General features: G+C 68.5%; 25 protein-coding genes and 1 tRNA gene. 13 read left to right on the top strand and 13 right to left on the bottom strand.

From position 1 onward, the window contains the following. Positions 1-26 precede the first annotated feature (26 nt). Positions 27-108, top strand: a tRNA-Leu gene (locus AC1C2S_RS15710). A 109-nt stretch (positions 109-217) separates the two neighbouring features. Continuing rightward, a complete protein-coding gene (locus AC1C2S_RS15705) occupies positions 218-367 on the top strand; it encodes a hypothetical protein (protein WP_495353542.1) in 150 nt (49 codons plus the stop codon). A 2-nt stretch (positions 368-369) separates the two neighbouring features. Here the strand turns inward: AC1C2S_RS15705 and AC1C2S_RS15700 are convergent, their stop codons facing one another. Then, a complete protein-coding gene (locus AC1C2S_RS15700) occupies positions 370-1,236 on the bottom strand; it encodes an LLM class flavin-dependent oxidoreductase (protein ID WP_495353541.1) in 867 nt (288 codons plus the stop codon). A 164-nt stretch (positions 1,237-1,400) separates the two neighbouring features. On the opposite strand from AC1C2S_RS15700, the gene AC1C2S_RS15695 reads away from it, so the two are divergent. Both AC1C2S_RS15695 and AC1C2S_RS15690 read left to right on the top strand, forming a co-directional pair. Further along, entirely contained in the window at positions 1,401-2,054 is a 654-nt protein-coding gene (locus AC1C2S_RS15695; RefSeq protein ID WP_495353540.1) for a biliverdin-producing heme oxygenase, read from the top strand. Positions 2,055-2,187: 133 nt separating this feature from the next. Further along, a complete protein-coding gene (locus tag AC1C2S_RS15690) occupies positions 2,188-2,928 on the top strand; it encodes a DedA family protein (RefSeq protein WP_495354410.1) in 741 nt (246 codons plus the stop codon). A gap of 54 nt (positions 2,929-2,982) precedes the next feature. Here AC1C2S_RS15690 and AC1C2S_RS15685 read toward each other — a convergent pair whose 3' ends face one another. Together AC1C2S_RS15685 and AC1C2S_RS15680 are read right to left on the bottom strand one after the other, a co-directional pair. Beyond that, a complete protein-coding gene (locus tag AC1C2S_RS15685) occupies positions 2,983-3,903 on the bottom strand; it encodes a cation diffusion facilitator family transporter (RefSeq protein ID WP_495353539.1) in 921 nt (306 codons plus the stop codon). A gap of 80 nt (positions 3,904-3,983) precedes the next feature. Next, the gene (locus tag AC1C2S_RS15680; RefSeq protein WP_495353538.1) at positions 3,984-4,919 is read right to left on the bottom strand and encodes an NAD-dependent epimerase/dehydratase family protein; all 936 of its coding nucleotides are present in this window, start codon (positions 4,917-4,919) and stop codon (positions 3,984-3,986) included. A gap of 97 nt (positions 4,920-5,016) precedes the next feature. Between AC1C2S_RS15680 and AC1C2S_RS15675 the strand changes: the two genes are divergently transcribed. After that, positions 5,017-5,937: an RNA polymerase sigma-70 factor gene (locus AC1C2S_RS15675; protein WP_495353537.1), complete on the top strand. Its 921-nt coding sequence runs from the start codon at positions 5,017-5,019 to the stop codon at positions 5,935-5,937. 8 nt (positions 5,938-5,945) lie between these two features. Here the strand turns inward: AC1C2S_RS15675 and AC1C2S_RS15670 are convergent, their stop codons facing one another. Genes AC1C2S_RS15670 through murI form a run of 3 tightly spaced genes read right to left on the bottom strand, consistent with a single transcriptional unit; the run spans position 5,946 to position 8,210 of the window. Further along, positions 5,946-6,572: a non-canonical purine NTP pyrophosphatase gene (locus AC1C2S_RS15670; RefSeq protein ID WP_495353536.1), complete on the bottom strand. Its 627-nt coding sequence runs from the start codon at positions 6,570-6,572 to the stop codon at positions 5,946-5,948. Between the two features lie 4 nt (positions 6,573-6,576). After that, the gene (gene rph / locus AC1C2S_RS15665; RefSeq protein WP_495353535.1) at positions 6,577-7,350 is read right to left on the bottom strand and encodes a ribonuclease PH; all 774 of its coding nucleotides are present in this window, start codon (positions 7,348-7,350) and stop codon (positions 6,577-6,579) included. Then, positions 7,347-8,210 (bottom strand): glutamate racemase, encoded by an 864-nt coding sequence (murI, locus tag AC1C2S_RS15660; protein WP_495353534.1) that lies wholly within the window; start codon positions 8,208-8,210, stop codon positions 7,347-7,349. Before murI ends, rph begins: the two co-directional genes overlap by 4 nt. 55 nt (positions 8,211-8,265) lie before the next feature. Here murI and AC1C2S_RS15655 point away from each other — a divergent pair, with 55 nt between their 5' ends. Continuing rightward, on the top strand, positions 8,266-9,585 hold the full coding sequence (locus AC1C2S_RS15655) for a nicotinate phosphoribosyltransferase (RefSeq protein WP_495353533.1): 1,320 nt from the start codon (positions 8,266-8,268) through the stop codon (positions 9,583-9,585). Positions 9,586-9,745: 160 nt separating this feature from the next. Here AC1C2S_RS15655 and AC1C2S_RS15650 read toward each other — a convergent pair whose 3' ends face one another. From AC1C2S_RS15650 to AC1C2S_RS15640, 3 genes are read right to left on the bottom strand one after another with little or no spacing between them, the layout of a single operon-like run. Beyond that, the gene (locus AC1C2S_RS15650) at positions 9,746-10,033 is read right to left on the bottom strand and encodes a DUF3039 domain-containing protein (RefSeq protein ID WP_495353532.1); all 288 of its coding nucleotides are present in this window, start codon (positions 10,031-10,033) and stop codon (positions 9,746-9,748) included. 10 nt (positions 10,034-10,043) lie between these two features. Beyond that, entirely contained in the window at positions 10,044-11,618 is a 1,575-nt protein-coding gene (locus AC1C2S_RS15645; RefSeq protein ID WP_495353531.1) for a hypothetical protein, read from the bottom strand. Next, positions 11,594-12,391 (bottom strand): ABC transporter ATP-binding protein, encoded by a 798-nt coding sequence (locus AC1C2S_RS15640; protein ID WP_495354409.1) that lies wholly within the window; start codon positions 12,389-12,391, stop codon positions 11,594-11,596. The genes AC1C2S_RS15645 and AC1C2S_RS15640 overlap by 25 nt, the downstream gene beginning before the upstream one ends. Positions 12,392-12,872: 481 nt before the next feature. On the opposite strand from AC1C2S_RS15640, the gene AC1C2S_RS15635 reads away from it, so the two are divergent. Together AC1C2S_RS15635 and AC1C2S_RS15630 are read left to right on the top strand one after the other, a co-directional pair. Then, entirely contained in the window at positions 12,873-13,382 is a 510-nt protein-coding gene (locus AC1C2S_RS15635; RefSeq protein WP_495353530.1) for a hypothetical protein, read from the top strand. A gap of 339 nt (positions 13,383-13,721) precedes the next feature. Then, a complete protein-coding gene (locus tag AC1C2S_RS15630) occupies positions 13,722-14,414 on the top strand; it encodes a phosphocholine cytidylyltransferase family protein (RefSeq protein WP_495353529.1) in 693 nt (230 codons plus the stop codon). A 165-nt stretch (positions 14,415-14,579) separates the two neighbouring features. Here the strand turns inward: AC1C2S_RS15630 and AC1C2S_RS15625 are convergent, their stop codons facing one another. Beyond that, on the bottom strand, positions 14,580-15,122 hold the full coding sequence (locus AC1C2S_RS15625; RefSeq protein ID WP_495353528.1) for an ECF transporter S component: 543 nt from the start codon (positions 15,120-15,122) through the stop codon (positions 14,580-14,582). Positions 15,123-15,225: 103 nt separating this feature from the next. Here AC1C2S_RS15625 and AC1C2S_RS15620 point away from each other — a divergent pair, with 103 nt between their 5' ends. The 5 genes from AC1C2S_RS15620 (at position 15,226) to AC1C2S_RS15600 (ending at position 19,334) form a co-directional block, all read left to right on the top strand. Further along, on the top strand, positions 15,226-16,053 hold the full coding sequence (locus AC1C2S_RS15620) for an ABC transporter permease (protein ID WP_495354408.1): 828 nt from the start codon (positions 15,226-15,228) through the stop codon (positions 16,051-16,053). Between the two features lies 1 nt (position 16,054). Then, positions 16,055-16,819: an ABC transporter ATP-binding protein gene (locus AC1C2S_RS15615; protein ID WP_495353527.1), complete on the top strand. Its 765-nt coding sequence runs from the start codon at positions 16,055-16,057 to the stop codon at positions 16,817-16,819. 185 nt (positions 16,820-17,004) lie between these two features. Next, the gene (locus tag AC1C2S_RS15610; protein WP_495353526.1) at positions 17,005-18,063 is read left to right on the top strand and encodes a hypothetical protein; all 1,059 of its coding nucleotides are present in this window, start codon (positions 17,005-17,007) and stop codon (positions 18,061-18,063) included. A 19-nt stretch (positions 18,064-18,082) separates the two neighbouring features. After that, a complete protein-coding gene (locus AC1C2S_RS15605; RefSeq protein ID WP_495353525.1) occupies positions 18,083-18,889 on the top strand; it encodes an alpha/beta fold hydrolase in 807 nt (268 codons plus the stop codon). Then, positions 18,882-19,334, top strand: a complete 453-nt coding sequence (locus AC1C2S_RS15600; RefSeq protein WP_495353524.1) for a GbsR/MarR family transcriptional regulator — start codon at positions 18,882-18,884, stop codon at positions 19,332-19,334. Before AC1C2S_RS15605 ends, AC1C2S_RS15600 begins: the two co-directional genes overlap by 8 nt. Before the next feature lie 36 nt (positions 19,335-19,370). On the opposite strand, the gene AC1C2S_RS15595 is transcribed toward AC1C2S_RS15600, so the two are convergent. The 3 genes from AC1C2S_RS15595 to AC1C2S_RS15585 form a co-directional block, all read right to left on the bottom strand. Continuing rightward, complete coding sequence (locus AC1C2S_RS15595) at positions 19,371-20,669, bottom strand: CDP-glycerol glycerophosphotransferase family protein (protein WP_495353523.1); 1,299 nt, start codon at positions 20,667-20,669, stop codon at positions 19,371-19,373. Positions 20,670-20,828: 159 nt separating this feature from the next. After that, the gene (locus tag AC1C2S_RS15590) at positions 20,829-21,674 is read right to left on the bottom strand and encodes a glycosyltransferase family 2 protein (protein WP_495354407.1); all 846 of its coding nucleotides are present in this window, start codon (positions 21,672-21,674) and stop codon (positions 20,829-20,831) included. Positions 21,675-21,759: 85 nt separating this feature from the next. After that, complete coding sequence (locus AC1C2S_RS15585; RefSeq protein WP_495353522.1) at positions 21,760-22,572, bottom strand: CDP-alcohol phosphatidyltransferase family protein; 813 nt, start codon at positions 22,570-22,572, stop codon at positions 21,760-21,762.

The following is a 22,572-nucleotide window of genomic DNA, read 5'->3' as shown; positions in this document are numbered from 1 at the left end:
GAAACGCCTAGACTGATCGGGCACTCGCGGGAGTGGTGAAATCGGTAGACACGCAGGATTTAGGTTCCTGTGCCTTCGGGCGTGTGGGTTCGAGTCCCACCTTCCGCACGAGAGATCATGCGAGCCGACAGATACACGGATGTCGCAGCGCGCGTTGTCGCGCTACGTTCGTCTCAGGGCCGTTATTCCGACGGCGTCAGACGAGAGGAAGCTGGCCATGACTGATTTCGTCGATCCCCTTGAAGAGCCGCTCGGTCTCGACCGCGATCCCAATCGCCCGCAGGCGCAGTCGCCCGAGATCGATGACGACTGGATCGAGTACGACGCCGACGGCAACGAGATCGCGAAGGACGACTCCTCCGACTGAGCTCAGTCTCTCGGCGGCCCGGCGGCGATGCGTTCGCGAGCGTACGCTTCGATGCGCTCGGCGGGCACCGACCAATCGGACTCGAGCCACCAGGTGGCGCCCGCGTCGGCCCACGGCTGCACGACGGCAGCGTCGGCCGCGGCATCCGTACCGCTCGTCGTGCCCTCTTGGATCACGTCGAACGGCCGACCTGCGAGACCCAGCGCTTCACGCTCGGCATGTATCCACGCGATCGCTTCGGCCGTGATCTTGGGAGTGAAGAGCCGCGTCTGCTCTTCGGGGCTCGCAGGCGACGCCCCAGGCGGCGCGTAGTTCGGAATCCACCCGTCGTACGCCGCGACACGGCGCATCGACTTCATGCGCGGCCAGAGCCCGACGACCCACGTCGGAATGCGGGGCTGCTGCACGATCGCCGGCGGCAGCATCGAATCGGTGCGCGCAGCCCGATAATGCTGCCCCTCGTATTCGAACGGCTCGGCGCGCCACAACTGCTGCATGAGCTCGAGCGACTCGTCGAGCAGCTCGGCGCGATGCTTGCGGCCGGGGTCGTCTTCGAAGGTCCAGAATCGGGGCTCAGCCTCGGAGACGCCGAGCCCGGCTGAGAGGATGACGCGGCCGCCCGAGAGCCGGTCGACGGTCATGGTCTGCCCGGCGAGCTCCCACGGGCGGCGGCGGGGCACCGGCGTGAGCATCGTGCCGAGGCGGATGCGCTCGGTGACCATCGCCGCCGCCGCGAGCGTGGCCCAGGGGTCGGTGGCCCAGATGCCCTCCCACACGAAGAAACCGTGCCAGCCGGCTGCTTCGGCGAGCGGCGCGAGCTCGACCGCGAGGTTCGGATCGGTACCGGTGAAGATGAACCCGTGCTTCATGGGGGCGACGCTACCGCCGACCTCTGACAACGGCTCGCTCCAGAAGATCTCGTGGCCGCGAGAGATCGAGTCGCTCCGCGGTCGCTGAAGCTTCCCACCGAGCCGTTCGCCCCGTAGGCTGGTGAGGTAACCCTTACCTAACTCGCCTCACCCGAAGGGTCGTCATGCCGATCGCTCCCCCGACTGCGCCACGCCCCGGCACCGAACCCGTCGACGTCGCTGCACTCGTGCGCGCGGCATCCGCCGACGACCACCGTGCCGCCGAATCACGCGGATACATCGTGCAACTCATGGGCGGCGAACTCTCGCTTGCGGAGTACACGCGCTATCTCGCACAGTTCGGCTGGGTGTACCAAGCGCTCGAGGAGCGCGGCAGTCGCGACGGCGACCCCGCGGTCTTCGACCCCGAGCTCGCCCGCTCGGCCGCGATCGAGGCCGACCTCGCCGCCCTCGGCGCTGCCGACTGGCGCAGCACGCATCCGCCGCTGCCCGCAACGGCCGAGTACGCCGCCCACCTCCGCGCCATCGCCGACGACGACGTTCGCTTCCTCGCCCACCACTACACCCGCTATCTCGGCGATCTCTCGGGTGGCCAGGCCATCGCACGGCTCGTCGCACGACACTACGGCGCGACCCCCGAGCAGCTCGGTTTCTACCGGTTCGAGATCGCCGAAGACGGGGTCGTCCGCTACAAACGCGGGTACCGAGAGGCGATGAACGACCTCGCCCTCTCGCCCGAGCAGGTCGACGTGCTGATCGCCGAGGTTCGCGAGTCGTTCCGGTTCAACGGCGCGATCTTCGAGGCGCTCGCCGCCTGAGCGACGTCATCCTCCAGTCGGATGCCGCCCGCATCTGCCCTCGGTAGACTGCAACGACACCACGCCGCCTGCTCAGACGCCACCATCGTCGACGCTGCGCCGTGCCCGACGACGACAGGAGATCCCTCCCGTGATCCACACCGCGCTCATCCCGTGGCTCGACCCCGAGACGATCATCTCCGGCGCCGGCCCATGGGCACTCGTCGTGGTCTGCGCGATCGTGTTCGCCGAGACGGGCTTGCTCTTCGGGTTCCTCCTGCCGGGCGACACCCTCCTCGTGATCTCGGGTCTGCTCACCCACACCTCGCTCGTCTTCGGCGTCGACATCTGGTGGGTCTGCCTCGCGATCGGCATCGCGGCGTTCCTCGGCGGCGAAGTCGGGTATCTCATCGGCCACAAGTTCGGCCCGAGCGTCTTCGAACGCAAAGAGTCGGGCCTGTTCAGCGTGAAGAACGTCGAACGCACGAACGCGTTCTTCGAACGCTTCGGCGCGCTCGCGATCATCCTCGCCCGCTTCGTGCCGATCGTGCGCACGTTCGCTCCCGTCGCCGCGGGCGTCGGCCACATGAACTACAAGAAGTACTCGCTCTACAACCTCATCGGCGCTCTGATCTGGGGCGCGGGGCTCACCTACTTCGGCTTCCTCATCGGCTACATCCCGCCGATCGCCGACTTCGTGCAGGAGTACATCGACGTCATCCTCCTCGGTGCGGTCGTGCTCACCCTCATCCCCACGCTCTGGCACTACTTCTCTTCCGCGAGCAAGGCGCGAAAGGCCGCTGCAGCCGGCGCCGACGTCGTCACCGACCACGACGAGGCCGAGCACCTCGTGCTCGACCCCGAGGTCTTCGAGCGCGGCCCCGAAGAGCGGTAGCCACCAGAGAGCGTTCGCGACGGAACTCGGCGTCGTGCAGCAGCCGCGCACCACTCACGGATGCTGCGGCTGCTCCCGCTCGGCACGACCCGCCGGCTCGAGCTGGAACGTCGAGTGCGCGACGTCGAAGTGATCGCTGAGACATCCGCCGAGCTCATCGAGCATTTCGCCCGCGCGGCCCGAGGCGAACACCTCGGGCTCCACCTCGACGTGCGCACTGAACACGTGCGAGCCCGAGGTGATCGCCCAGACGTGCACGTCGTGCACCGCGACGACGCCCTTCGTGCGCAGGATGTGCGCCCGGATCTCGGCGACGTCGGTGTCGGCGGGGGCGGATTCGAAGAGCACGCGCGCCACGTCACGCAGCAGTGAGAGGGCCCGCGGCACGATGAGCGCCGCGATGGCCAGCGACGCGATCGGGTCGGCCGCGTCGAACCCCGTGAACACGATCACGAGCGCGGCCGCGATGACCATGACCGAGCCGATCATGTCGCCGAGCACCTCGAGATATGCGCCGCGAAGGTTGATCGAGGCCTTCGAACCGCCGCGGAGCACGAGCATCGCGGCGACGTTCGCGGCGAGGCCGATGACCGCGACGACGAGCATCGGCACACCCTGCACCTCGTGCACCTCGCCCTCAGCGCCGGTCACCAGACGACCGATCGCGCCGATCGCCACCGAGACCGCCACGACGACGAGGATCACGCCATTCACGAGCGCGCCGAACACCTCGGCCCGACGGTATCCGTAGGTCTGCCGATCGGTCGCCGGACGGGCCGCGACCACGGCGGCCACGAGCGCGACGACGAGACCGATGAGGTCACTCGTCATGTGGCCCGCATCGGCGAGGAGTGCGAGCGAGCCGCTGATGAGCGCACCGATCACCTGCACGACGAGGAACGCGCCGATGATCGCGATCGCCACCCAGAGCCGGGTGCGATTCGCGGTGCCCGCGTGGTCGTGATCGTGTGCCATGTCATTCCAGCGTAAGCCGGGAACCGGGGACCGGGCCCAGATAGGAATGAGTCGCGTTCTCAGGCCCGCAGGCGATGCCGTCAGCCGAGTCCGCTGCGGAATCCCTCCCGCCAGCTCGGCCATGCCGGAGTCCACCCGAGCTCTCGCTTCGCCTTCGCGTTCGACGAGCCGCGCACCTTCGTCATCATCGACACGCCGTGTTCGCCGATGAGCGCCCTGGCCACCCACGAGGGCACGTGCATCGGCGGCTTCGCACCGACCGCCCGTGCGAACTCCGGCAGCCACACCGATACAGGCGCAGGTTCGTCGTCGACGATGTTGTAGATGCCCGGTGCGCCCCGTGTGACGGCCGCAGCCGCCGCGGATGCCGCGTCGTCGATGTGGCAGAACGACCATATCCCCGTGCCGCCGCCCACGACGGGCAGCTTGCGTGCCTTGACCATCTCGACGATCGAGCCGCCACGACCGATGGCGTTCCCCGGGCCGTACAGGGTGCCGTAGCGGAGCGCGAGACCCCCGGCATCCGTCGTCCGCTGCTCGACGTACCGGATCCCGGCGAGCGTCTCGCGCGACGCCTTCGTCGGGTTCGAGTCGAGCGGGTCCTCCTCGGTCTTCACCGGCCCGCCTGTGCGCTCGTTCGGCCAGCCCGCGTAGCTCTGCGCGATGAAGCGCTCGACACCTGCCTCTGCTGCGGCTGCGAGCAGGTGGTCGGTGCCCCGCGTGCGCAGGGCGTTCGTCGCCGCGAAGCCCTGATCGAAGTGCTTCATGTCGCCGACCTGCCCGCTGAGGGCGGTCAGCTGGTGGACGATCACGTCGGGCCGCGCCTCGACCACGGCGGTGCGCACGGATGCCTCGTCGAGGCCGTCCATCACGACGGCGCGTGCGCCGGCTGCCTCGATCGCCGAGAGCCGGTCGGGCTTCCTCGATGTACCGATGACCTCGTGCCCCTCAGCGACGAGCAGCGGTACCAGTCTCGATCCGATGGCGCCCGTGGCGCCGGCGATGAACACTCGCATGTCGATCTCCTTCTCTCTCACCCCCTCCGACGATCGAGTACCCGCATCTGTGACAGCCCGCATCTGTGCCATCCGGAATCTGTGCCATCCTCGAACCATGGCGGTCACCCGCGAGGCGCAGAACGCACTGCGCCCGCTCATGTTCTCCATCGCCTACCGAATGCTCGGCAGCGTGGTGGAAGCCGAAGACGTCGTGCAAGACGCGTACGTGCGATTGCAGGAACGCCAGGCGGCGGGCAAGACGATCGACAATCCCGACGCCTTCGCTGCGACGGTTGCCACACGTCTCTCGATCGACGCGCTGCGCTCGGCCCGGCGCACCCGTGAGGTCTACGTCGGCCCCTGGATACCCGAGCCGCTGCCGGATGACGATGCCGACCCCGCGCACCGGGTCGAACGCGACGAGACGCTCTCGTTCGCGTTCCTCGCGGTGCTCGAGCGGCTCGGACCGGTCGAGCGCGCCGTGTTCCTGCTGCGCGAGGTGTTCGCCTACGACTATCCGGCCGTCGCCCGCATCGTCGAGCGCGATGAGGCTGCGTGCCGCCAGATCTTCCACCGGGCGAAAGCACGCATCGCCGACGGGCGGCCTCGATTCGACGGCGCGAGCGAACGCGACGCCGCACTGACCGACGCGTTCTTCGCCGCACTCGAGGCGGGTGACGTCGACCGACTCGTCGGTGCGCTCGCCGACGACGTCGTGTTCTACGGCGACGGCGGCGGCCGGGCCCCGGCGATCCGCCAACCGCTGCACGGCGCCGTCGCCGTCGCACGGTTCCTGGCCGGACTCGCCCGCCGCGGCGAGAGCCTGGGCATACGGCTCGAACGCACGAACGTCAACGGAGCGCCGGCGTTGTGCATCACCGGGCCCGACGGCGCGATCCTCAGCGTGCTCATGGTGCACGTCGAGGGCGGCTCCGTGCACACGGTCGCCAACCAGCTGAATCCCGAGAAGCTCGGTCACCTCGGGAGGGTCGGCGACCTCACCGCCCTCATGAGTTCGAACGACGCGGAGGCGTAGCGCCGCGCTCAGGCGCCGCGCTCGGCGACGATGCGTTCGAGTCGGGGCAGCAACGCGCCGAACGCACGCGCCCGATGGCTGTGCGCGTTCTTCACCTCGGGTGCGAGCTCGGCGGCCGAGATGTCGAAGCCCTCGGGCACGAAGATCGGGTCGTAGCCGAACCCGTGCACGCCCGCGGCATCCGTTGCGATGCGACCGGGCCACTCACCGACCGCCGCGAACTCGAACGCGTTGCCGGCCGCGCCGGCAGCCTCTGGCGCGACGAGCGCGATCGTGCAGTGGAACCGGGCCCCCCGATGCGGGTCGCGGATGTCGCCGAGCTGGGCGAGCAGCAGGTCGAGATTCGCCTGCGCTCCCTTGCCGGGCCCGGCCCAGCGTGCCGAGAAGATGCCGGGTGAACCGCCCATGACGTCGACGGCGATGCCGGAGTCGTCGGCGAGCGCGATGCGCCCCGTGTGGTGGGCGGCGGCTCGCGCCTTGATGAATGCGTTCTCGGCGAAGGAGGTGCCGTCTTCGACGGGTTCGGGGCCGTCGTACGCGAGCACCGTGAGTCCCGGCATCCGCTCGCCCAAGATCTTCTGGAACTCGTCGACCTTGTGCTGGTTGTGGGTGGCGAGCACGATCTCGAGCGGCACGGCGTCACTCCCCCGCTGCGGCGGACGCCTCGGCGAGCACGAGCTGCTGGATGAGCGTGAGCTCGGTCGTGCCGGCGAGCGCGAGGTCGAGCAGCGAGTCGAGCTCTCGGCGGTCGAACGGCGCGCCCTCGGCGGTGCCCTGCACCTCGACGAAGAGGCCGCGGCCGGTCGCCACGACGTTCATGTCGGTCTCGGCGCGCACGTCTTCGACGTAGGCGAGGTCGAGCATGGGCGTGCCGTCGATGATGCCGACCGAGACCGCCGAGACCGTGTCGATGAGCGGCTTCGCGCGCTGGCCGATGAACTTCTTGTCACGCGCCCACTCGATCGCATCGGCGAGCGCGACGTAGGCGCCGGTGATCGCGGCCGTACGGGTGCCGCCGTCGGCCTGCAGCACGTCGCAGTCGATCTGGATCGTGTTCTCGCCGAGACCTTTCATGTCAACGACCGCGCGCAGGCTGCGGCCGATGAGGCGGCTGATCTCGTGCGTGCGACCACCGATGCGGCCCTTCACGGACTCGCGGTCGTTGCGGCTGTTCGTCGCCCGGGGCAGCATCGCGTACTCGGCCGTCACCCAGCCCTTGCCCTTGCCGTTCATCCAGCGCGGCACGCCGTTCGTGAACGACGCGGTGCACAGCACCTTGGTGCGGCCGAACGAGATCAGCGCGCTGCCCTCGGCGTGCTCGCTCCAGCCGCGCTCGATGGTCACCTCGCGCAACTGGTCGACGGTGCGCCCGTCGGCGCGAATCACTGCGGTTGGCTCGGATGCCTCGGTCATGCGTTCTCCTGTCGAAGCCGGCTGCGGTTGTTGGCAGATCGGTGGTCTGGGATGGTGACGGCACCGGTCTCGACGAGCTCGACGCTCGGGATCTCGGGGCCGATGAGCCTGTGGGCGAGGTCGAGGAAGGCACTCGTCGAGTGCCCCGTCGCCTCGTAACGGTAACTCGGCGGGGTCGCTGCACGGCGCTCGAGTCCGGTACTGACGAGCACGCGGTAGACGTCGTTCGCCGTCTCGACGTCGCTGGAAACGAGCGAGACCGCTTCGCCCATGACGTAGGAGATCGCGCCTTTGAGGAAGGGATAGTGCGTGCAGCCGAGCACGAGGGTGTCGACACGGGCACGCTTCAGCGGGGCCAGATATTCCTCGGCGACGGCGAGCAGTTCATCGCCGGTCGTCACCCCGGCCTCGACGAACTCGACGAAACGTGGGCATGCCTGCGAGAACAATTCGAGGTGCGGCGCCGCCGCGAACGCGTCGTCGTAGGCGCGAGAGGAGATGGTGCCGGCCGTGCCGATCACTCCGACCCGCCCGGTCTTCGTCGCGGCGACGGCGCGACGCACCGCCGGCTGGATCACCTCGACGACGGGCACCTCGTAGCGCTCGCGTGCGTCGCGGAGCATCGCTGCCGATGCCGTGTTGCAGGCGATCACGAGCATCTTCACACCCTGCGCCACGAGGTCGTCGAGCACGGCGAGCGCATACCCGCGCACGTCGGCGATCTTCTTCGGACCATAGGGCGAGTGCTCGAGATCGCCGATGTAGAGGATCGACTCATTGGGCAACTGGTCTTTCACGGCCCGGGCGACGGTGAGCCCGCCGACCCCGGAGTCGAAGATCCCGATCGGTGCATCCGTCACGACATGCAAGCGTAGCGCTCCCCGCTGGGCGCACCCTCCTCGATAGGCTTGCTCTGTGCCCGGGTCTGCTTCGCTCTTCACCGATCGATACGAGCTGACGATGGTGGATGCCGCATTACTCGACGGCACCGCCCATCGCGAGAGCCTCTTCGAAGCCTTCGCCAGGCGCCTGCCCGACGGCCGCCGATACGGCGTCGTCGCCGGCACGGGGCGCCTGCTCGAGCTCATACAGCGCTTCCGCTTCGAAGAGTCCGAGCTCGAATGGCTGCGCGAGCACGACGTGGTTCGGCCTGCGACGCTCGATTGGCTCGCCGACTACCGGTTCACCGGCGACATCTGGGGGTACCGCGAGGGCGAGGCGTATTTCCCGGGCTCGCCCCTCCTGACCATCAAGGCGAGCTTCGCCGAGGCGGTCATGCTCGAGACGGTCGTGCTCTCGACGCTCAACTACGACTCCTCGGTTGCGAGCGCCGCAGCTCGCATGGTCTCGGTCGCGCTCGGCCGGCCGATCGCCGAGATGGGTTCACGGCGCACGAGCGAGGGCGCGGCAGTCGCCGCGGCCCGTGCCGCCTACATCGCCGGCTTCGATGCGACGTCGAACCTCGAAGCGGGCCGCACCTGGGGCATTCCGACCATGGGCACCGCCGCACACGCGTTCACGCTGTTGCACGACACCGAAGAGCAGGCGTTCCGCGCGCAGGTCGATGCATTCGGCTCGAAGACGACGCTGCTCGTCGACACCTACGACATCGCGCGCGGCGTCGAGCTCGCAGTGAAGGTCGCCGGTACCGAACTCGGCGCCGTGCGCATCGACTCGGGCGACCTGCCGACCGTCGTGGCCTCTGTGCGCGAGCAACTCGACACGCTCGGCGCCGTCGACACCCGCATCACCGTCACGAGCGACCTCGACGAGTTCACGATCGCCGGGCTCTCGGGCGCCCCCGTCGACGCGTACGGGGTCGGTACCGCGGTCGTCACCGGTTCGGGCTTCCCCGCCGCCGGCATGGTGTTCAAAATCGTCGCACGACGCGACGATGCGGGCGAGTGGGTCGCGGTCGCGAAGGCGTCGACGCAGAAGGCGAGCGTCGGCGGCCGGAAGAACGCCGCACGACGCCTCGACTCCACGCTCACGGCGCGCGAAGAGCTCGTCTTCGTCGGCGACGGCCCCGAGGGCGAAGCCGAGTTCGAGGCCGGGAGCCGATTGCGCCCGCTCATGGTGCAGCTCATGTCGGGCGGCCGGGCCGACCCGGCCTTCCTCGGACAAGCCGGCACGGAAGCCGCGCGAGCACATCGCGCCGAGGTCATGCAGGAACTGCCGATCGAGGCGTTCCGGCTCGGCCGCGGCGAGCCGGTGATTCCGACGACCTACCGCTGAGGCCCGCATCGGTCGAGTAGCGAGCGTATCGAGCCCCGGAAACCTCACGTCGGTCGAATAGCGAGCGCCAGCGAGCGTATCGAGCCCCGGAAACCTCACGTCGGTCGAATAGCGAGCGCCAGCGAGCGTAACGAGACCCGGAGCCCCACCGCTGAGCCCTTTACGCCGACTTCATGCGCTCGTAGATCTCTTTGCAGCTCGGGCACACGGGGAACTTCTCGGGGTCGCGCCCCGGAGTCCACTTCTTGCCGCAGAGCGCTTTCACGGGCTTGCCCGTCATCGCCGATTCGAGGATCTTCTCTTTCTTCACGTAGTGGGAGAAGCGCTCGTGGTCACCGGGTTCGATGGCCTCGTCTTGAAGGAGCTTCTCGAGCTCATGGTCGAGAACGGAGGTGCCGCCACCCGGCGAATCGGGGTCGGCGATGCTCACGCGCACGGATGACATCATGCGTTCGATTCTACGCGCGGATCGCAGCAGCGAGGATCTCAGGACCGCGTCGATCGAACACCCGGCCGCCGACGAGCACGCCCAGCACGAGCACGAGGATGCCGAGACCGACGCCCGAGGCGAAGGATGCCGCGTGCCACGACGGATCCACGAGCAGGCCGAGCCCGGCGAACACCACAGCGGGCAGCGCGATGAGCAGTGAGCCCAGCATTGTGATCGACTGCACGAGCGTGGTGATGCCGCCCGTGGACTGCGGCTGCTGGAACGGGCTGTCGCCGGGCTTCACGGCCGGGTACGGGAAGCGGGCCGAGGTGATGGATCCGACACCGAGGCCGGCGAGCAGGAGGGCGGTGCTCACGCCGAGGAGTGACGGCAGCAGGCGCCAGTCGTTCAGCACGAACACCGTCACGGCGCTGCCGAGCCCGATCACGAGCACCCCGGTGATGAGCACGGGAACGAGACGACCGGCACGATCGGCGACGCCGCGCACGCCCGACACCACGTGCAACCAGATCGCGGTCGAGTCGTACGCGGTGTCGTTGTGCATGCTCCAGCCGAGCAGCAGGCACATGAGCGGCACCGGGATGAGGCCGAGGTACAGGTGCGGGATGCCCGCGAGGCTGAGCGGCACGACCACGAGCAGTGGCGCGATCGGCACGATCACGAGCGAGGCCCAGTAGCGCGCGTCGCGGAACCAGTAGGTGAAGCTGCGTGCGGCGACGGCACCGATCGCGCCCTGCGGCATCCGGTCGAACCAGCCGAGGCCGCGATAGCTCTTGGCGGATGCTTCGCGGCCGGGTGTCGCGAGCATCTTCGCCACGAGCGACTGCCAGGCGAACCAGATCACGACGAGGGTCGCGACCGCGATGAGGAGCTTCAAGAACGCAGTGCCCCAGTCACCGGATGCCGCGTCGCCGGGAATCGCGAAGACCGCGCCGAGCGGGGTCCAGGCGAGTACGCTCGCCAGCGCCTCCAGCACTCGGAGCCCCGTGTTCGCCCAGTCGACGGTGACCAGCACCACGATGAGCGGCGAGACCATGACGACCAGCAGGAGGCCCAGTACGCCGCTCAGTTCGCGGGCGCGTCGGGTGGACAGGAGCAGGGATGCGAGCCCCGTCGACACACGGGCGAGCAGGAGGCACGTCGCGAATGCCAGGGCCGCGGCGATGATCGCCGCGAGCGTCTCCCCGACTCCGCGCGACCACGTGACCACCGTGCCGAGGAGCACGAGCGCGAGCACGAGCGCGGGGATGCCGATGACCGCGGCGACGGCGAGGCCGACGGCGAGGGTTCGATCGGGCAGTCCGAAGAGGGCGAACCGCCGCGGGTCCATGGTGTCGTCGACGCCGAAGATCAGCGGCACGATGATGAAGCCGAGCACGGTGACCGCTCCGGCCACGACGAAGCCGTCGCGAATCAGCTCGACGTCACCGACGAATCGCAGGCCCACGAGCGTCACGAAGAGCAACGACGCGAGTCCCAGTCCGTAGATCAACCCGATGACGATGCCGACGACCTGCCATGGACTCCGCCGGAAGATGTTCCCGAGCAAGCGCAGTTTCAGTCGGAGAAACTGTGCAACCATTCCATGCCTTCCGCAGCCTTGCGTCCGCCGGCGAGTTCGACGAATCGGTCTTCGAGGGTCTGACCGGCTCGCACTTCGTCGAGCGTTCCCGCCGCGAGCACGCGCCCGGCGACGATGATCGCGGCCGAGTCGCAGACGCGTTCGATGAGGTCCATGCCGTGGCTGGAGAGCACGACCGTGCCGCCGCCGGCGACGTAACGCTCGAGGATCTCGGTGAGGTTCGCCGCCGACACCGGGTCGACCGATTCGAACGGCTCGTCGAGCACGAGCAGTCGCGGCGAGTGGATCATCGCGCACGCGAGGGCGATCTTCTTCGTCATGCCGGCCGAGTAATCGGCGACGAGACGGTCGACGGCGTCGTCGAGGCCGAACGCCGTGATGAGGTCGGCGCTGCGTTCGCGCACCGTGCGGCCGTCGAGGCCGCGGAGGATGCCCGAGTAGTACAGGAGTTGCGAGCCGGTCAGCCGGTCGAAGAGCCGGAGCCGGTCGGGCAGCACGCCGGTGGCGCGTTTGGCCGCTTGCGGGTTCGCCCATGCGTCGATGTCGTGGATGCGCACCGTGCCGCCGTCGGGGCGGAGCAGGCCGGTGACCATCGAGAGGGTCGTGGTCTTGCCGGCGCCGTTCGGGCCGACGATGCCGAAGAACGACCCGGCGCGCACGTCGAGCGTGATGCCGTCGACGGCGGTGTTCTCGCCGAACCGCTTCACGAGCCCCTCGATCGCGAGCACCTTCGGTGCGTTCGGAGCCGGAGCGGGCCGCGCCGGCCGCAGCATGCGCTTCTTGCGTGCAGCGGATTTCTTGGGCGCCGCGATGACGGCGACGGCCTGTTCAGCAGTTCCGGATGACGCGATCGTCGCCCCCGCAACAACCGCGGATGCCTCCACGACCGCGGGTGCCTCAGGCGCGACGGATGCCGCGGGGCTGACGGACGCCTCAGGGACGGCGACGACCGGCGCGGCCGGAATTTCCGCCGCCGGCGGTGCGACCGGGTCCGGCGCGGTGGCTTGAACCGCCGCCGTGGTTCGAACCGGTGCGCGCTTGGGCACCCGCTCCACGGTCTCCTCGTCGATCTCCGATCGCGGGTCCGCCGACTCGGCCGTAGCCGAAGGCTCATCGATGACGGGCGCTTCGACGACGGCGGCGGGCGGGTCTTCAGCGGCGGCCTTGCGGGTGCTGCGCTCGGCCGCGGTGGTCTCGGTCGTCAGTGCGGCTGCGACCCGCTGAGCCTGACGCTGCGACGCCGCAGAGGCCGCGGTGCTCCGGCTGCTCGCTGTACCGGCCTGGCTCTTCGCCGCCGAGGCGCGGGGGGTTCGAACCGTCTTGGCAGCGTCTCCGCGCGCAGCGGCGGCCTTCGTCGACGCCGAGCGCGATGCGGCGGTTCGCTTCGACGGCGCCGGACTCGTCACATCATCGCTGTCGGCAACGTTCCCCGAAGCATCCTTCGTCTTCGCCGCGCTCGTCTTCGCCGCAGTGCTCTTCGCGGCAGTCGTCTTCGCTCCGACGCTCTTGGCCGCAGTCGTCTTCGCGGCGGTCGTCTTCACCCCCGCGCTCTTCGCCGCGGCAGTCTTCGCTGCAGCGCTGCTCTTCGCGGCGGTCGAGGCCGCAGTCGACCGCCGCCGGGGTGCCGGCTCCGCAGTGGTCGCAGCGCTGCTGTCGACATCGTCGGCCGCGGCAGATTCAGTTGGCGCCGCCGTCGCTTTCGCGGCTGACGTGCGAGTGCTGCGTGCAGGGCGCGTCGACGCGCCTGCCGATGGAGCCGACTGAGATGCCTGCTTGTCGGAGGCCCCCGTGCCGGTGCCTTCGGCAGTTTCGTCGTCGTGTTCTGAGCGCGAAACGGAAGTCACCCAGATAACCTATCAATGAGCGCTGCCAAATCGAGCCTTGCGACGAGCGGATCCGCATTGGCAATGCTGGGTGCCACCTGAACACAACATCACGATCGCGCTACGACCTTGCCCCCAGTTGGTGGGCCACAGGCGCCCCTCGATATCCTGAAGACCGGCATAACGGCGTGTCCATATGTGAACTTCCGGATGAAAATCGGGCGAACTCTCGGCGACGAGGGCGAACGCCCGAGGCATCCGACCCACCGAAGGAGATGCAGTGACCACCCAGATCGTGATTCTCGCGGCCGGCATGGGGAGCCGGCTCGGGCGATCCCTCCCCAAGCCCCTCACCGAACTCGGCGACGGCCGCACCATCATGGGCCAGCAGTTCGACAACATCCAGCACGCGTTCGGCGCCAACGCCAACGTCACGATCGTCGTCGGCTACAAGCTCGAGCACATCATCGAGGCATTCCCGCAGGCGTCCTTCGTCTACAACGAGGAATACGACCAGACGAACACCTCGAAGAGCCTCATGCGCGCCCTCGCTGCTTCGCAGTCGGGCGGCGTGCTCTGGATGAACGGCGACGTCGTCTTCGACCCGCGCATCCTCGACCGCGCGCTGCCGTTCATCGCGCGCGACCAGTCGATGGTCACGGTCAACACCTCGAAGGTCTCCGACGAAGAGGTGAAGTACACCACGAGCGCCGAGGGCTACATCAAAGAGCTCTCGAAGACCGTCAAGGGCGGTCTCGGCGAAGCCGTCGGCATCAACTACATCTCGAGCCGCGACAAGGCGACCTTCCTCGCGCACTTGCAGCGCGTGGGCGACCAAGACTACTTCGAGCGCGGCCTCGAGCTCGCGATCGAGAAGAACGGCCTCCTCGTCGAGCCGATGGACATCTCCGACCTCTACGCGGTCGAGATCGACTTCGCCGAAGACCTCGAGCGGGCCAACCACTTCGTGTGACCTGCACCACAGCACCGGTAGTACAGCAGCACCGGTAACACGGCACTGCGAAGAACACAGCAGCAGAACAGAAGAGCGGATGCCTCGAGGCATCCGCTCTTCTCTGTCTGTGCCTTCTCTGTCTTTTGCCTTCTCCGTCTCTGCGTCTTCGCTGTCTCACCGCCTTCAGGTGGTGAGGGTACGCGCGACCCCAGCGCGAGCCAGCGATGCCGCGATCACACGACCGAGCCAGGTGAAGATGATCGGGCTGAGGGTGAAGAGCAAGAGGTAGAGCACCCAGAACCACGGGGCGTAGTGCTCGGGGCCGAGCACGATGAAGGTGCCAGCGGCGAGCAGCAGGCCGGACGCCCCGGCCGCGACGTAGTACAGCCATGGCGACCAGTTCTTGTACCGGGTGATGAAGAACGGCAACTCGAGCAGCGCGCCGACGAGCAGCCCCGTGCCGAGGAACCGGAGGATCCATTGCGGCGCGAACGCCGCGCCGACCAGGCCTGCGATGAACCCGGTGAGCAGACCCACGCCCGGACGCTTCAGCAGCGCGAGGGCGACGGCGCTCGGCAGGAAGTGCGAGCCGATGGTGATGCCGTAGAGCATCGGTGCAATGGCGGCGACGAGCCCGGCGAAGTAGCCCGCTCCGGCGGCGAAGAGCCCACCCGCGACGCCGATCGCGGCGCAACTGAGGATGACGCGGGTGCTGGTGCGGTGCACGAGACTCCTTCCGACTGGGCTCGGCACTTGCCACCCGTCTGCATTCAAATCTACCTCGCCGATACATGTCCGATGGAGGGTGGCATCTACGATGAGAGGCGTGATGAGCACCGTATCCGCTGCGTACGGCGACGCGCATCCGCTGCAGCGGACGGCGTGGGCCCGGTACCGGCATTCGCTGTGGCTGCTCACGACGCGCGACTTGAAGGTGCGCTACTCGACCTCGGCCCTCGGCTACGTCTGGTCGGTGCTCGATCCGCTCGTGATGGCGGGCATCTACTGGTTCGTCTTCACCCAGGTCTTCCACCGGCCGGTGGGCACCGAGCCGTACATCGTCTTCCTGCTCTCGGCGCTACTACCGTGGATGTGGTTCAACGGCTCGGTGTCGGACTCGACGCGGGCGTTCCTCAAAGAGGCCAAGCTCATCCGATCGACGAAGATCCCGCGCACCATCTGGGTGAACCGCATCGTGTTGTCGAAGGGCATCGAGTTCCTGCTGGCGCTTCCGGTGCTCGCGCTGTTCGTCATCGTGTTCTTCGTCATCGATCTCGGGCAATCGCTGCACTGGGAGCTCGCCTTGTTCCCGGTCGCGATCCTGCTGCAGGCGATCCTCACCGCCGGCGTCGCGCTCATCGTGGCGCCGCTCGTGGTGTTCTTCCGCGACCTCGAGCGCGCCGTGAAACTCGTGCTGCGGTTTCTGTTCTACGCCTCTCCCATCATCTACGGGGTCACCGACCTGCCCCCCGAGCTGCACTTCTGGGCGGCGTTCAACCCGCTCTCGGGAATCTTCGGGCTCTACCGTGCGGGCTTCTACCCCGACGAGCTCGACTGGTTCAACGTGGCGGTCGCCGCGGTGATGTCGGTGGGATTCCTCGTCATCGGGCTCTGGGTGTTCCGGTCGTCCGAGCGCCAGGTGCTGAAGGAGATCTGACGTGGATGCCACGACCGCCGTCGCCGCGGACACCTACGCGATTCGCACCGAGGGGCTCGGAATCCGTTTCCGCCGCAACCGCCGCGGGCGCCGCTCGTTCAAAGACCTCCTGGCCGGCCGCCGTCGCCGCACCCGACCCGGTGAGTTCTGGGCGCTTCGCGACGTCTCGATCGAGGTGCGCCCCGGCGAGGCGATCGGCGTGGTCGGTCGCAACGGGCAGGGCAAGTCGACACTGTTGAAGCTCGTGGCCGGCGTCATGATCGCCGACGAGGGAACGGTCGAGGTCACGGGCGGCGTCGCCCCGTTGATCGAGATCACGGGCGGCTTCGTCGACGACCTCACGGTGCGCGACAACGTCTACCTCACAGCCGGCCTGCACGGCATGACGAACGCGCAGATCGACGCGAAGTTCGACGAGATCATCGGGTTCGCCGACATCGGTGACTTTCTCGACACCCCGTACAAGCACCTCTCGAGCGGCATGAAGGTGCGCATCGCATTCGCTGTGATCTCGCAGCTCGAAGAGCCGATCATGCTGGTCGACGAGGTGCTGGCGGTGGGCGACAAGGTGTTCCGCGAGAAGTGCTATCGACGCATCGACGAGCTGCTCGCCGGCGGCCGCACATTGTTCTTCGTCTCGCACAACGAACGCGACCTGCGCCGGTTCTGCACGCGTGGGCTCTACCTCGACAAAGGCGCTCTCGTGCTCGACGGCCCGATCGACGACGTGCTCGACCGCTACAACGAGGAGCACGGCGGGTCGTAGCGCATCCAGAGGCCGCGGAGAGCCGCCGAGTCGAGCGACCGCGTGGAATCGAGAGCGACATTCTTCGCGACTGAAAACAGCCGGTCAACCCGCTTAATCCTGTGGAGAGATCGACGATCACGTCGCCTGTGGAGGACGAGTCGGTTGCCTCGAGTTCACCCAGCCTGCTCACGTATCATCGCCACATGTCCGACCGAGTACACAAGATCACCTCGATGAAGACGGATGCCCCCCAAGAGGAGCATTCGGTTCCCGGTGCGCAGAGCGGCGCACCGGAGCCCCGCGCGCACCGCATGGAACGCGGTATCGACCGGGTGCTCGCGATCCAGCGACCGATCGTCGTCGCCCATCTCCGCGGCATCCGTCGCCGTTCACCCGATGCCACGCCCGAGCAGATCGTGCGCATCCTCGAACGCCGGTATCTCGCAGCGGTCACGACCGGCGGCGCGGCCGTCGGCGCGACCGCCGTGATCCCGGGCGTCGGCACCGGCGTGACCCTCGCACTGTCGGGTGTCGAGACGGCCGGGTTCCTCGAGGCCACTGCGCTCTTCGCCCAGTCGGTCGCCGAAGTGCACGGCATCGTCGTCGACAACCCCGATCGCGCCCGCGCGCTCGTGATGACCCTGATGCTCGGCAACGAGGGCATCGATCTCGTGCGCCAGCTCGCCGGGCAAGCCTCGGGCACCGGCGTCGCCCGCAACGCCTATTGGGGCGAACTCATCACGAACAGCCTGCCGAAAGCCGTCATGGGCACCGTCGTCGAGCGTCTTCGCAGCGTGTTCATCAAGCAGTTCGCGGTGCGCGGGGGCGCCGGCATCATCGGCAAGGCGATTCCGTTCGGCATCGGTGCGGCGATCGGCGGCGCCGGCAATCACGTGCTCGGGCGACGAGTGTTGAAGCACTCGCGTCTGGCCTTCGGGCAGCCACCCGTGCTGCTGCCACTCGAACTCGAACCCGGCGACCGCGACTCGATGCTCCGAGCGACCGGTGCACGGATGTCGCGTGCCGGTGCCCTTGTCGGTGGCGCTGCACTCTCGGCGGGCCGCGGCATCCAGTCGGCCGGGCGCACCGCAGGGCGGGTCGCCCGGGGTGCGATCACCCGGCGATCCGGCGACGACGGCGCCGGGACCGACGCCGACGCCGACGCCGACGACCGCGCCACCACCGGCCGCGCCACGGGCGACCGCGCCGACCCCGCCTCAGACACGTCGGACGCAGCAGAAGAGCACCTCGACCCGAGCTGAGGTTCGCTATATTCAGAAGATGCTGAATTTAGATCGGACGCTCCACCGCCCGGGTGCGACACTTCGCTACACGCTGCTCGACGGTCACGCACCATCGATCGTCTTCGTGCACGGCGCAGGCATGGACCATTCCATGTTCACCGCGCAAGCGCTCGCCCTGCACGAGTCCGGTCACCGGGTGGTGAGCTTCGATCAACGAGGGCACGGCGAATCGCGGCTCGCACCCGGCGTCCGATTCGCCGCCGATGCCGCACTCGACGACCTCGCGGCACTCCTCGACCACCTCGATCTCGAGCGCCCGGTGCTCATCGGTCACTCGCTCGGCGGCAACGTCGCGCAGGCTCTCGTTCGGCGCGCGCCGAGTCGAGTCGGTGCGCTCATCGTCGTCGACTCGACCTGGAACACAGGCCCGATCTCGCGCGGTGAACGCCTCGCCCTGCGGCTCGGTGCTCCGGCGTTGTCGCTCATTCCCGCTTCCCGACTGCCCGGCATGCTCGCTCGCGCCTCGGCCGTGACGCCAGGGGCCGTCGCTGCAGCCGAGGCGGTCTTCGCGCGCATGCCGAAGCGGGTGTTCCTCGATGTCTGGCGTGCGACCGTCACCTTCGTCGAGCCCGACGCCGACTACCGGGTGCCCGTTCCACTCGGACTCATCCGCGGCGAGCTCGACCGCACCGGCAACATCGCGTCCGCGATGCCGGCCTGGGCGAAGGCCGAGGGTGTCGATGAGCGGATGATCGCGGGTGCCGGTCACGTGGTCACCCTCGATGCACCGGAAGCGGCCACCGCGGCGCTGTTCGACATCCTCGCATCGGCGTCTCATGCCTGAGCACGACGAACGGGCGGAGTTCATCGAGTCCGTCGGCGACGCGCTCGCCGGCTGGCGACTCTCCCGCGCGACCGGCCGGCTCTACGGCTACCTGCTGCTCAGCAGCGAACCGACCACGCTCGACACCATCGGCGCCGAGCTGGGCCTCAGTACCGGCAGCGTCAGCACGGCGGTTCGCGAACTCGTGTCGTGGGGGCTCGCCCGAACGATCCCCCAGCCCGGGAGCCGGCGTCTCCGCGTCGAGGCGGTCGGCGGATTCGAGCAGTTGCTCGCCGCGAGCCACGAGCGCACCCGAATCTTCATCCGCACGCTGCGCTCCGGTGAGGCGCTCACCGACGACGCGCGAGCGACCGAACGTCTCCGCGCCGTCACCGGACTCTTCGAGGGCTACGTCGACGCCGGCGACGAGATGCTGCACCGGCATCGCCGCATCGAGACCGGCTGAGCGCGACCATGTCCATAGCCGCGACGAGCGCCCCGACTACGCCTCGATCTCCTCGTCGTCTTGCTCGCGGGCACGCACGTCGCGCTCATCGATCTCGCCGTCGGCCGCGTGCAGGGCGGCGAACCGCTCCCATTCGCTCATCAGGTGATCGATGGCCGCGTGGAATCGCGCAGTGGTGACTCCCGGCGTGGTATCTCCGAAGTATCGCTCGACCCACACACCGAGCCGCTCGAGGGCGGCGTCATCGTGGGCGACCTCATCGACACGGGCGACCATCGCCGCGGCATCCGTCACCTCGAGCCATTCGCACGCCTGGAGGTAACCCGAGGTGTCGATCTGGGCCTCGGGGTTCGCAGGCCGGGTGATGAGCAAGGGCTTGCCGGCGGCGAGCCGGTCGTAGACCATCGCGGAGATGTCGACGATCGCGATGTCGGCCGCCGCGAGCTGCCAACCGAGCTTCGGCCCGCTGTCGTAGACGTGCTGTGCGCTCGGGTCGGCGGCATTCGCGGTCGAGATCGCGGCGATGATCGCGCGGTTCGCCGCGCCGTACGCGGGGTCGACGACACCCGACCGCGGATGCGGACGGTAGATCACCCGGTGCCGCCCGGTGGCGAGCAGGCCCTGCACGAGCGAGACGCCGTGCGAGGCGATCGAGCCGTAAGCGGCGGCATCGCGGTCGCCCTCCCAAGTGGGCGCGTACAACACGACCTCACGGTCGTCTTGCGGGTACGGCAGCGACGTGTCGTCGAGGTAGTGGTCGGCCTGCGGACGGCCGATCGGGATCGCCCGCTTGTCGAAGTCGTAGTCCCAGAGCACCTTCTCGAGCCGCGCCTTCGCCGCATCGCCCGCGATCAGGGCGTAGTCGTACGCCTTGAACTGGTTGGTGGTCATGTACATCTTGTCGGACTCGCCGTGGTTGATGAACACATGCCAGCGACGCCCGTAGCGCATCATCTGGAAGTTCTTGGCGTTCTGGTTCACGTAGAGGATGACGTGGAGGTCTTGCTCCTCGATGACCCGTTCGAGGTCGGCCACCCGGCGCACATAGGCGACCGGCAGCGGCGACTCGTCGAGCAGGGCGAGCGCCGCGCCCGATGCACGGCTCAGCACCAGCACGGGGTGGCGTTCGGCGAGCTCGGCGAGCGGCGCGTACCACTGCCGCAGCTGGTAGAGATTGACCTTGCCGTCGGCGAAGTACACCCCGATGCGGAAGCGGTGGGGCGGCAGCGGCTGCTGCTCGGCGAGTTTCACACCGAGCGAGCGCTGCGCACGTCTGGACCACATGATGTCCTTGGCCAGCTTGACCGCTCGACGCGCGTCTTTCCTCAATCCCACTTTCCAAGGGTAGCGAGGCCTGGCAGAGCGGATGCCTCGTGGCGGGCGCGGCGGGCGCACTGAGAGCCGATCGTTACCCCCGCGGGGTCTCGATACGCTCGCTGCGCTCGCTACTCGACCGACGGGGTCGCTGCGTCGCTACTCGACCGACGACTGCGGTCACACGACCGGCGGGCGCCCGGCGAGGGTCATGCGCCAGACCGTGCGCCACCGCATCGGCCGACGCTCCCCCGGGTATTCACGCCAGCCTGCGCGCCAGCCGCCGAACCAGGCGCGGAGGGCCGACGGGTTGCGCGCCCAGCGCAGCACCTGGATCGCGGTCCACGAGCCGACGTAGAGAGGCACGAGCACGGCGGGCAGGTTGCGGCGGGCGAGCCAGACCCGGTTCCGTGCGTTGAGACGGTAGTAGTACGCATGCCGAGCCGGGTCGATGACCGGATGAGCCGCCTCGAGGTCTCCGGCGTACCACGCGACGTGCCCGGTGTCCCACACCCGCCACGCGAGCTCGATGCCCTCGTGCGCGTAGAAGAACGGATCGGCCCAGCCGCCGGTCGCGTCGAACACCGAGCGGGGCATGAGCACCGCGCCCTCCCAGCACGAGAAGACGTTGCTCGAGTGAGCGGGGTCGCCCTTGCGGATGCGCGGGATCCAGCGGCGCGGTGAGACCTGGCCCGTCGGATCGACGACGCGTGGCTGAAGCAGCCCGATCTCTGGCCGGTCGACGAGCACGCGGCATCCGTCGGCCAGAAAGCTCTCGCTCGGCAGGAACGCGTCGTCGTCGAGGAAGAAGATCGCCTCGCCGCTCACGAGCGGCACCCCGCGGTTGCGCCCGGCCGGAATGCCGAGGTTCTCGGGCAGGTGCAGCGTCTTCACGCCCGCAGGCAGCGCCGGCGACGCGGTCGCCGGGTCCCAGCCGTTGCCGACGCAGACGACGTCGGTCACCACCTCCTGCTGGGCGAGAATGCTCCGGATGCCGCGGGCGAGGTCGTCGGGTCGGGTGCCCATCGTGAGCACCACGACGCCGACGCGGGGCAGCTCGCTCGCTGAGCCTGTCGAAGCCGGTGAGTTCCCTTCGACGGGCTCAGGGAGTTCAGGAACGGACACGGCGAGACGCCATGATCGCGGTGAAGTGCCCCACGACCGAAAGCAGAGCGAGCGGCAGCAGAGCCAAGAGCACGACGCGGTCGACGAGGGGCTGGCCGGCGAAGAGCCCGACCACCGCCGCCGCGAACACGATGAGGGTCAGCTCGACCGAGTGGTACAGGCGATGGAACGGCAGGAACCGCGCCGCCTTGCGGAGCTTGGCGACGAGTCCGCCGCGGGGCGCCGTCTCGCCATGCGTGTCGGCGAGCTTCGCGAGACCGGCGTTGGCACGAGCGACGTGCACCATGTCGTTCAGTGCTTTGTTGAGCACGATCACGAGGGCGAGGAGTGCGGCGATCGTGGTCCACAGGAAGTCGGCCGGGAACTCGAGCGGGTACGCCGCGGCACGGATTCCGAGCGCGAGCGGGATGAGTGCCTCGGTCGTGTAATGCCCCACCTTGTCGAGGAAGACACCCGCGGGCGACGACGTGCGCCGCCAACGCGCGACCTCGCCGTCGCAGCAGTCGACGAGCATCTGCAACTGCCCGAACACGACGGCGAGCAGCGCACCCCAGATGCCGGGGATGAGCAGGGCCGCGGCCGTCGACCAGCCGACGAGGATCATGAGCCCCGTCACGCCGTTCGCCGAGATCGAGGTCTTCAGCAGCATCCACGTGAGGTACGGCGAGAGCTTGCGGAGGTAGAGCGACGCCGTCCAGTGCTCGGCGTTGCGTCGACCTCTCACCTCGGGCGGCTGGGTCACCTCGCGCAACTCGGCGATGCTCGAGGGTCTCGTGGTGACCGGACCGGCTTGTGACAT

Source organism: Agromyces sp. Y782, from assembly GCF_059445405.1.
The sequence above is the reverse complement of the archived record's forward strand: the minus strand, read 5'-3'. Positions and strand labels throughout refer to the sequence as shown.

Bases quoted from the DNA above. Each gene is read 5' to 3' on its own strand.
- AC1C2S_RS15705 (WP_495353542.1), top strand. From the start codon at position 218: ATGACTGATTTCGTCGATCCCCTTGAAGAGCCGCTCGGTCTCGACCGC.
- AC1C2S_RS15700 (WP_495353541.1), bottom strand. From the start codon at position 1,236: ATGAAGCACGGGTTCATCTTCACCGGTACCGATCCGAACCTCGCGGTC.
- AC1C2S_RS15695 (WP_495353540.1), top strand. From the start codon at position 1,401: ATGCCGATCGCTCCCCCGACTGCGCCACGCCCCGGCACCGAACCCGTC.
- AC1C2S_RS15685 (WP_495353539.1), bottom strand. From the start codon at position 3,903: ATGGCACACGATCACGACCACGCGGGCACCGCGAATCGCACCCGGCTC.
- AC1C2S_RS15680 (WP_495353538.1), bottom strand. From the start codon at position 4,919: ATGCGAGTGTTCATCGCCGGCGCCACGGGCGCCATCGGATCGAGACTG.
- AC1C2S_RS15675 (WP_495353537.1), top strand. From the start codon at position 5,017: ATGGCGGTCACCCGCGAGGCGCAGAACGCACTGCGCCCGCTCATGTTC.
- rph (WP_495353535.1), bottom strand. From the start codon at position 7,350: ATGACCGAGGCATCCGAGCCAACCGCAGTGATTCGCGCCGACGGGCGC.
- AC1C2S_RS15650 (WP_495353532.1), bottom strand. From the start codon at position 10,033: ATGATGTCATCCGTGCGCGTGAGCATCGCCGACCCCGATTCGCCGGGT.
- AC1C2S_RS15645 (WP_495353531.1), bottom strand. From the start codon at position 11,618: ATGGTTGCACAGTTTCTCCGACTGAAACTGCGCTTGCTCGGGAACATC.
- AC1C2S_RS15640 (WP_495354409.1), bottom strand. From the start codon at position 12,391: ATGCTGCGGCCGGCGCGGCCCGCTCCGGCTCCGAACGCACCGAAGGTG.
- AC1C2S_RS15620 (WP_495354408.1), top strand. From the start codon at position 15,226: ATGAGCACCGTATCCGCTGCGTACGGCGACGCGCATCCGCTGCAGCGG.
- AC1C2S_RS15610 (WP_495353526.1), top strand. From the start codon at position 17,005: ATGTCCGACCGAGTACACAAGATCACCTCGATGAAGACGGATGCCCCC.
- AC1C2S_RS15605 (WP_495353525.1), top strand. From the start codon at position 18,083: ATGCTGAATTTAGATCGGACGCTCCACCGCCCGGGTGCGACACTTCGC.
- AC1C2S_RS15600 (WP_495353524.1), top strand. From the start codon at position 18,882: ATGCCTGAGCACGACGAACGGGCGGAGTTCATCGAGTCCGTCGGCGAC.
- AC1C2S_RS15590 (WP_495354407.1), bottom strand. From the start codon at position 21,674: ATGGGCACCCGACCCGACGACCTCGCCCGCGGCATCCGGAGCATTCTC.
- AC1C2S_RS15585 (WP_495353522.1), bottom strand. From the start codon at position 22,572: ATGTCACAAGCCGGTCCGGTCACCACGAGACCCTCGAGCATCGCCGAG.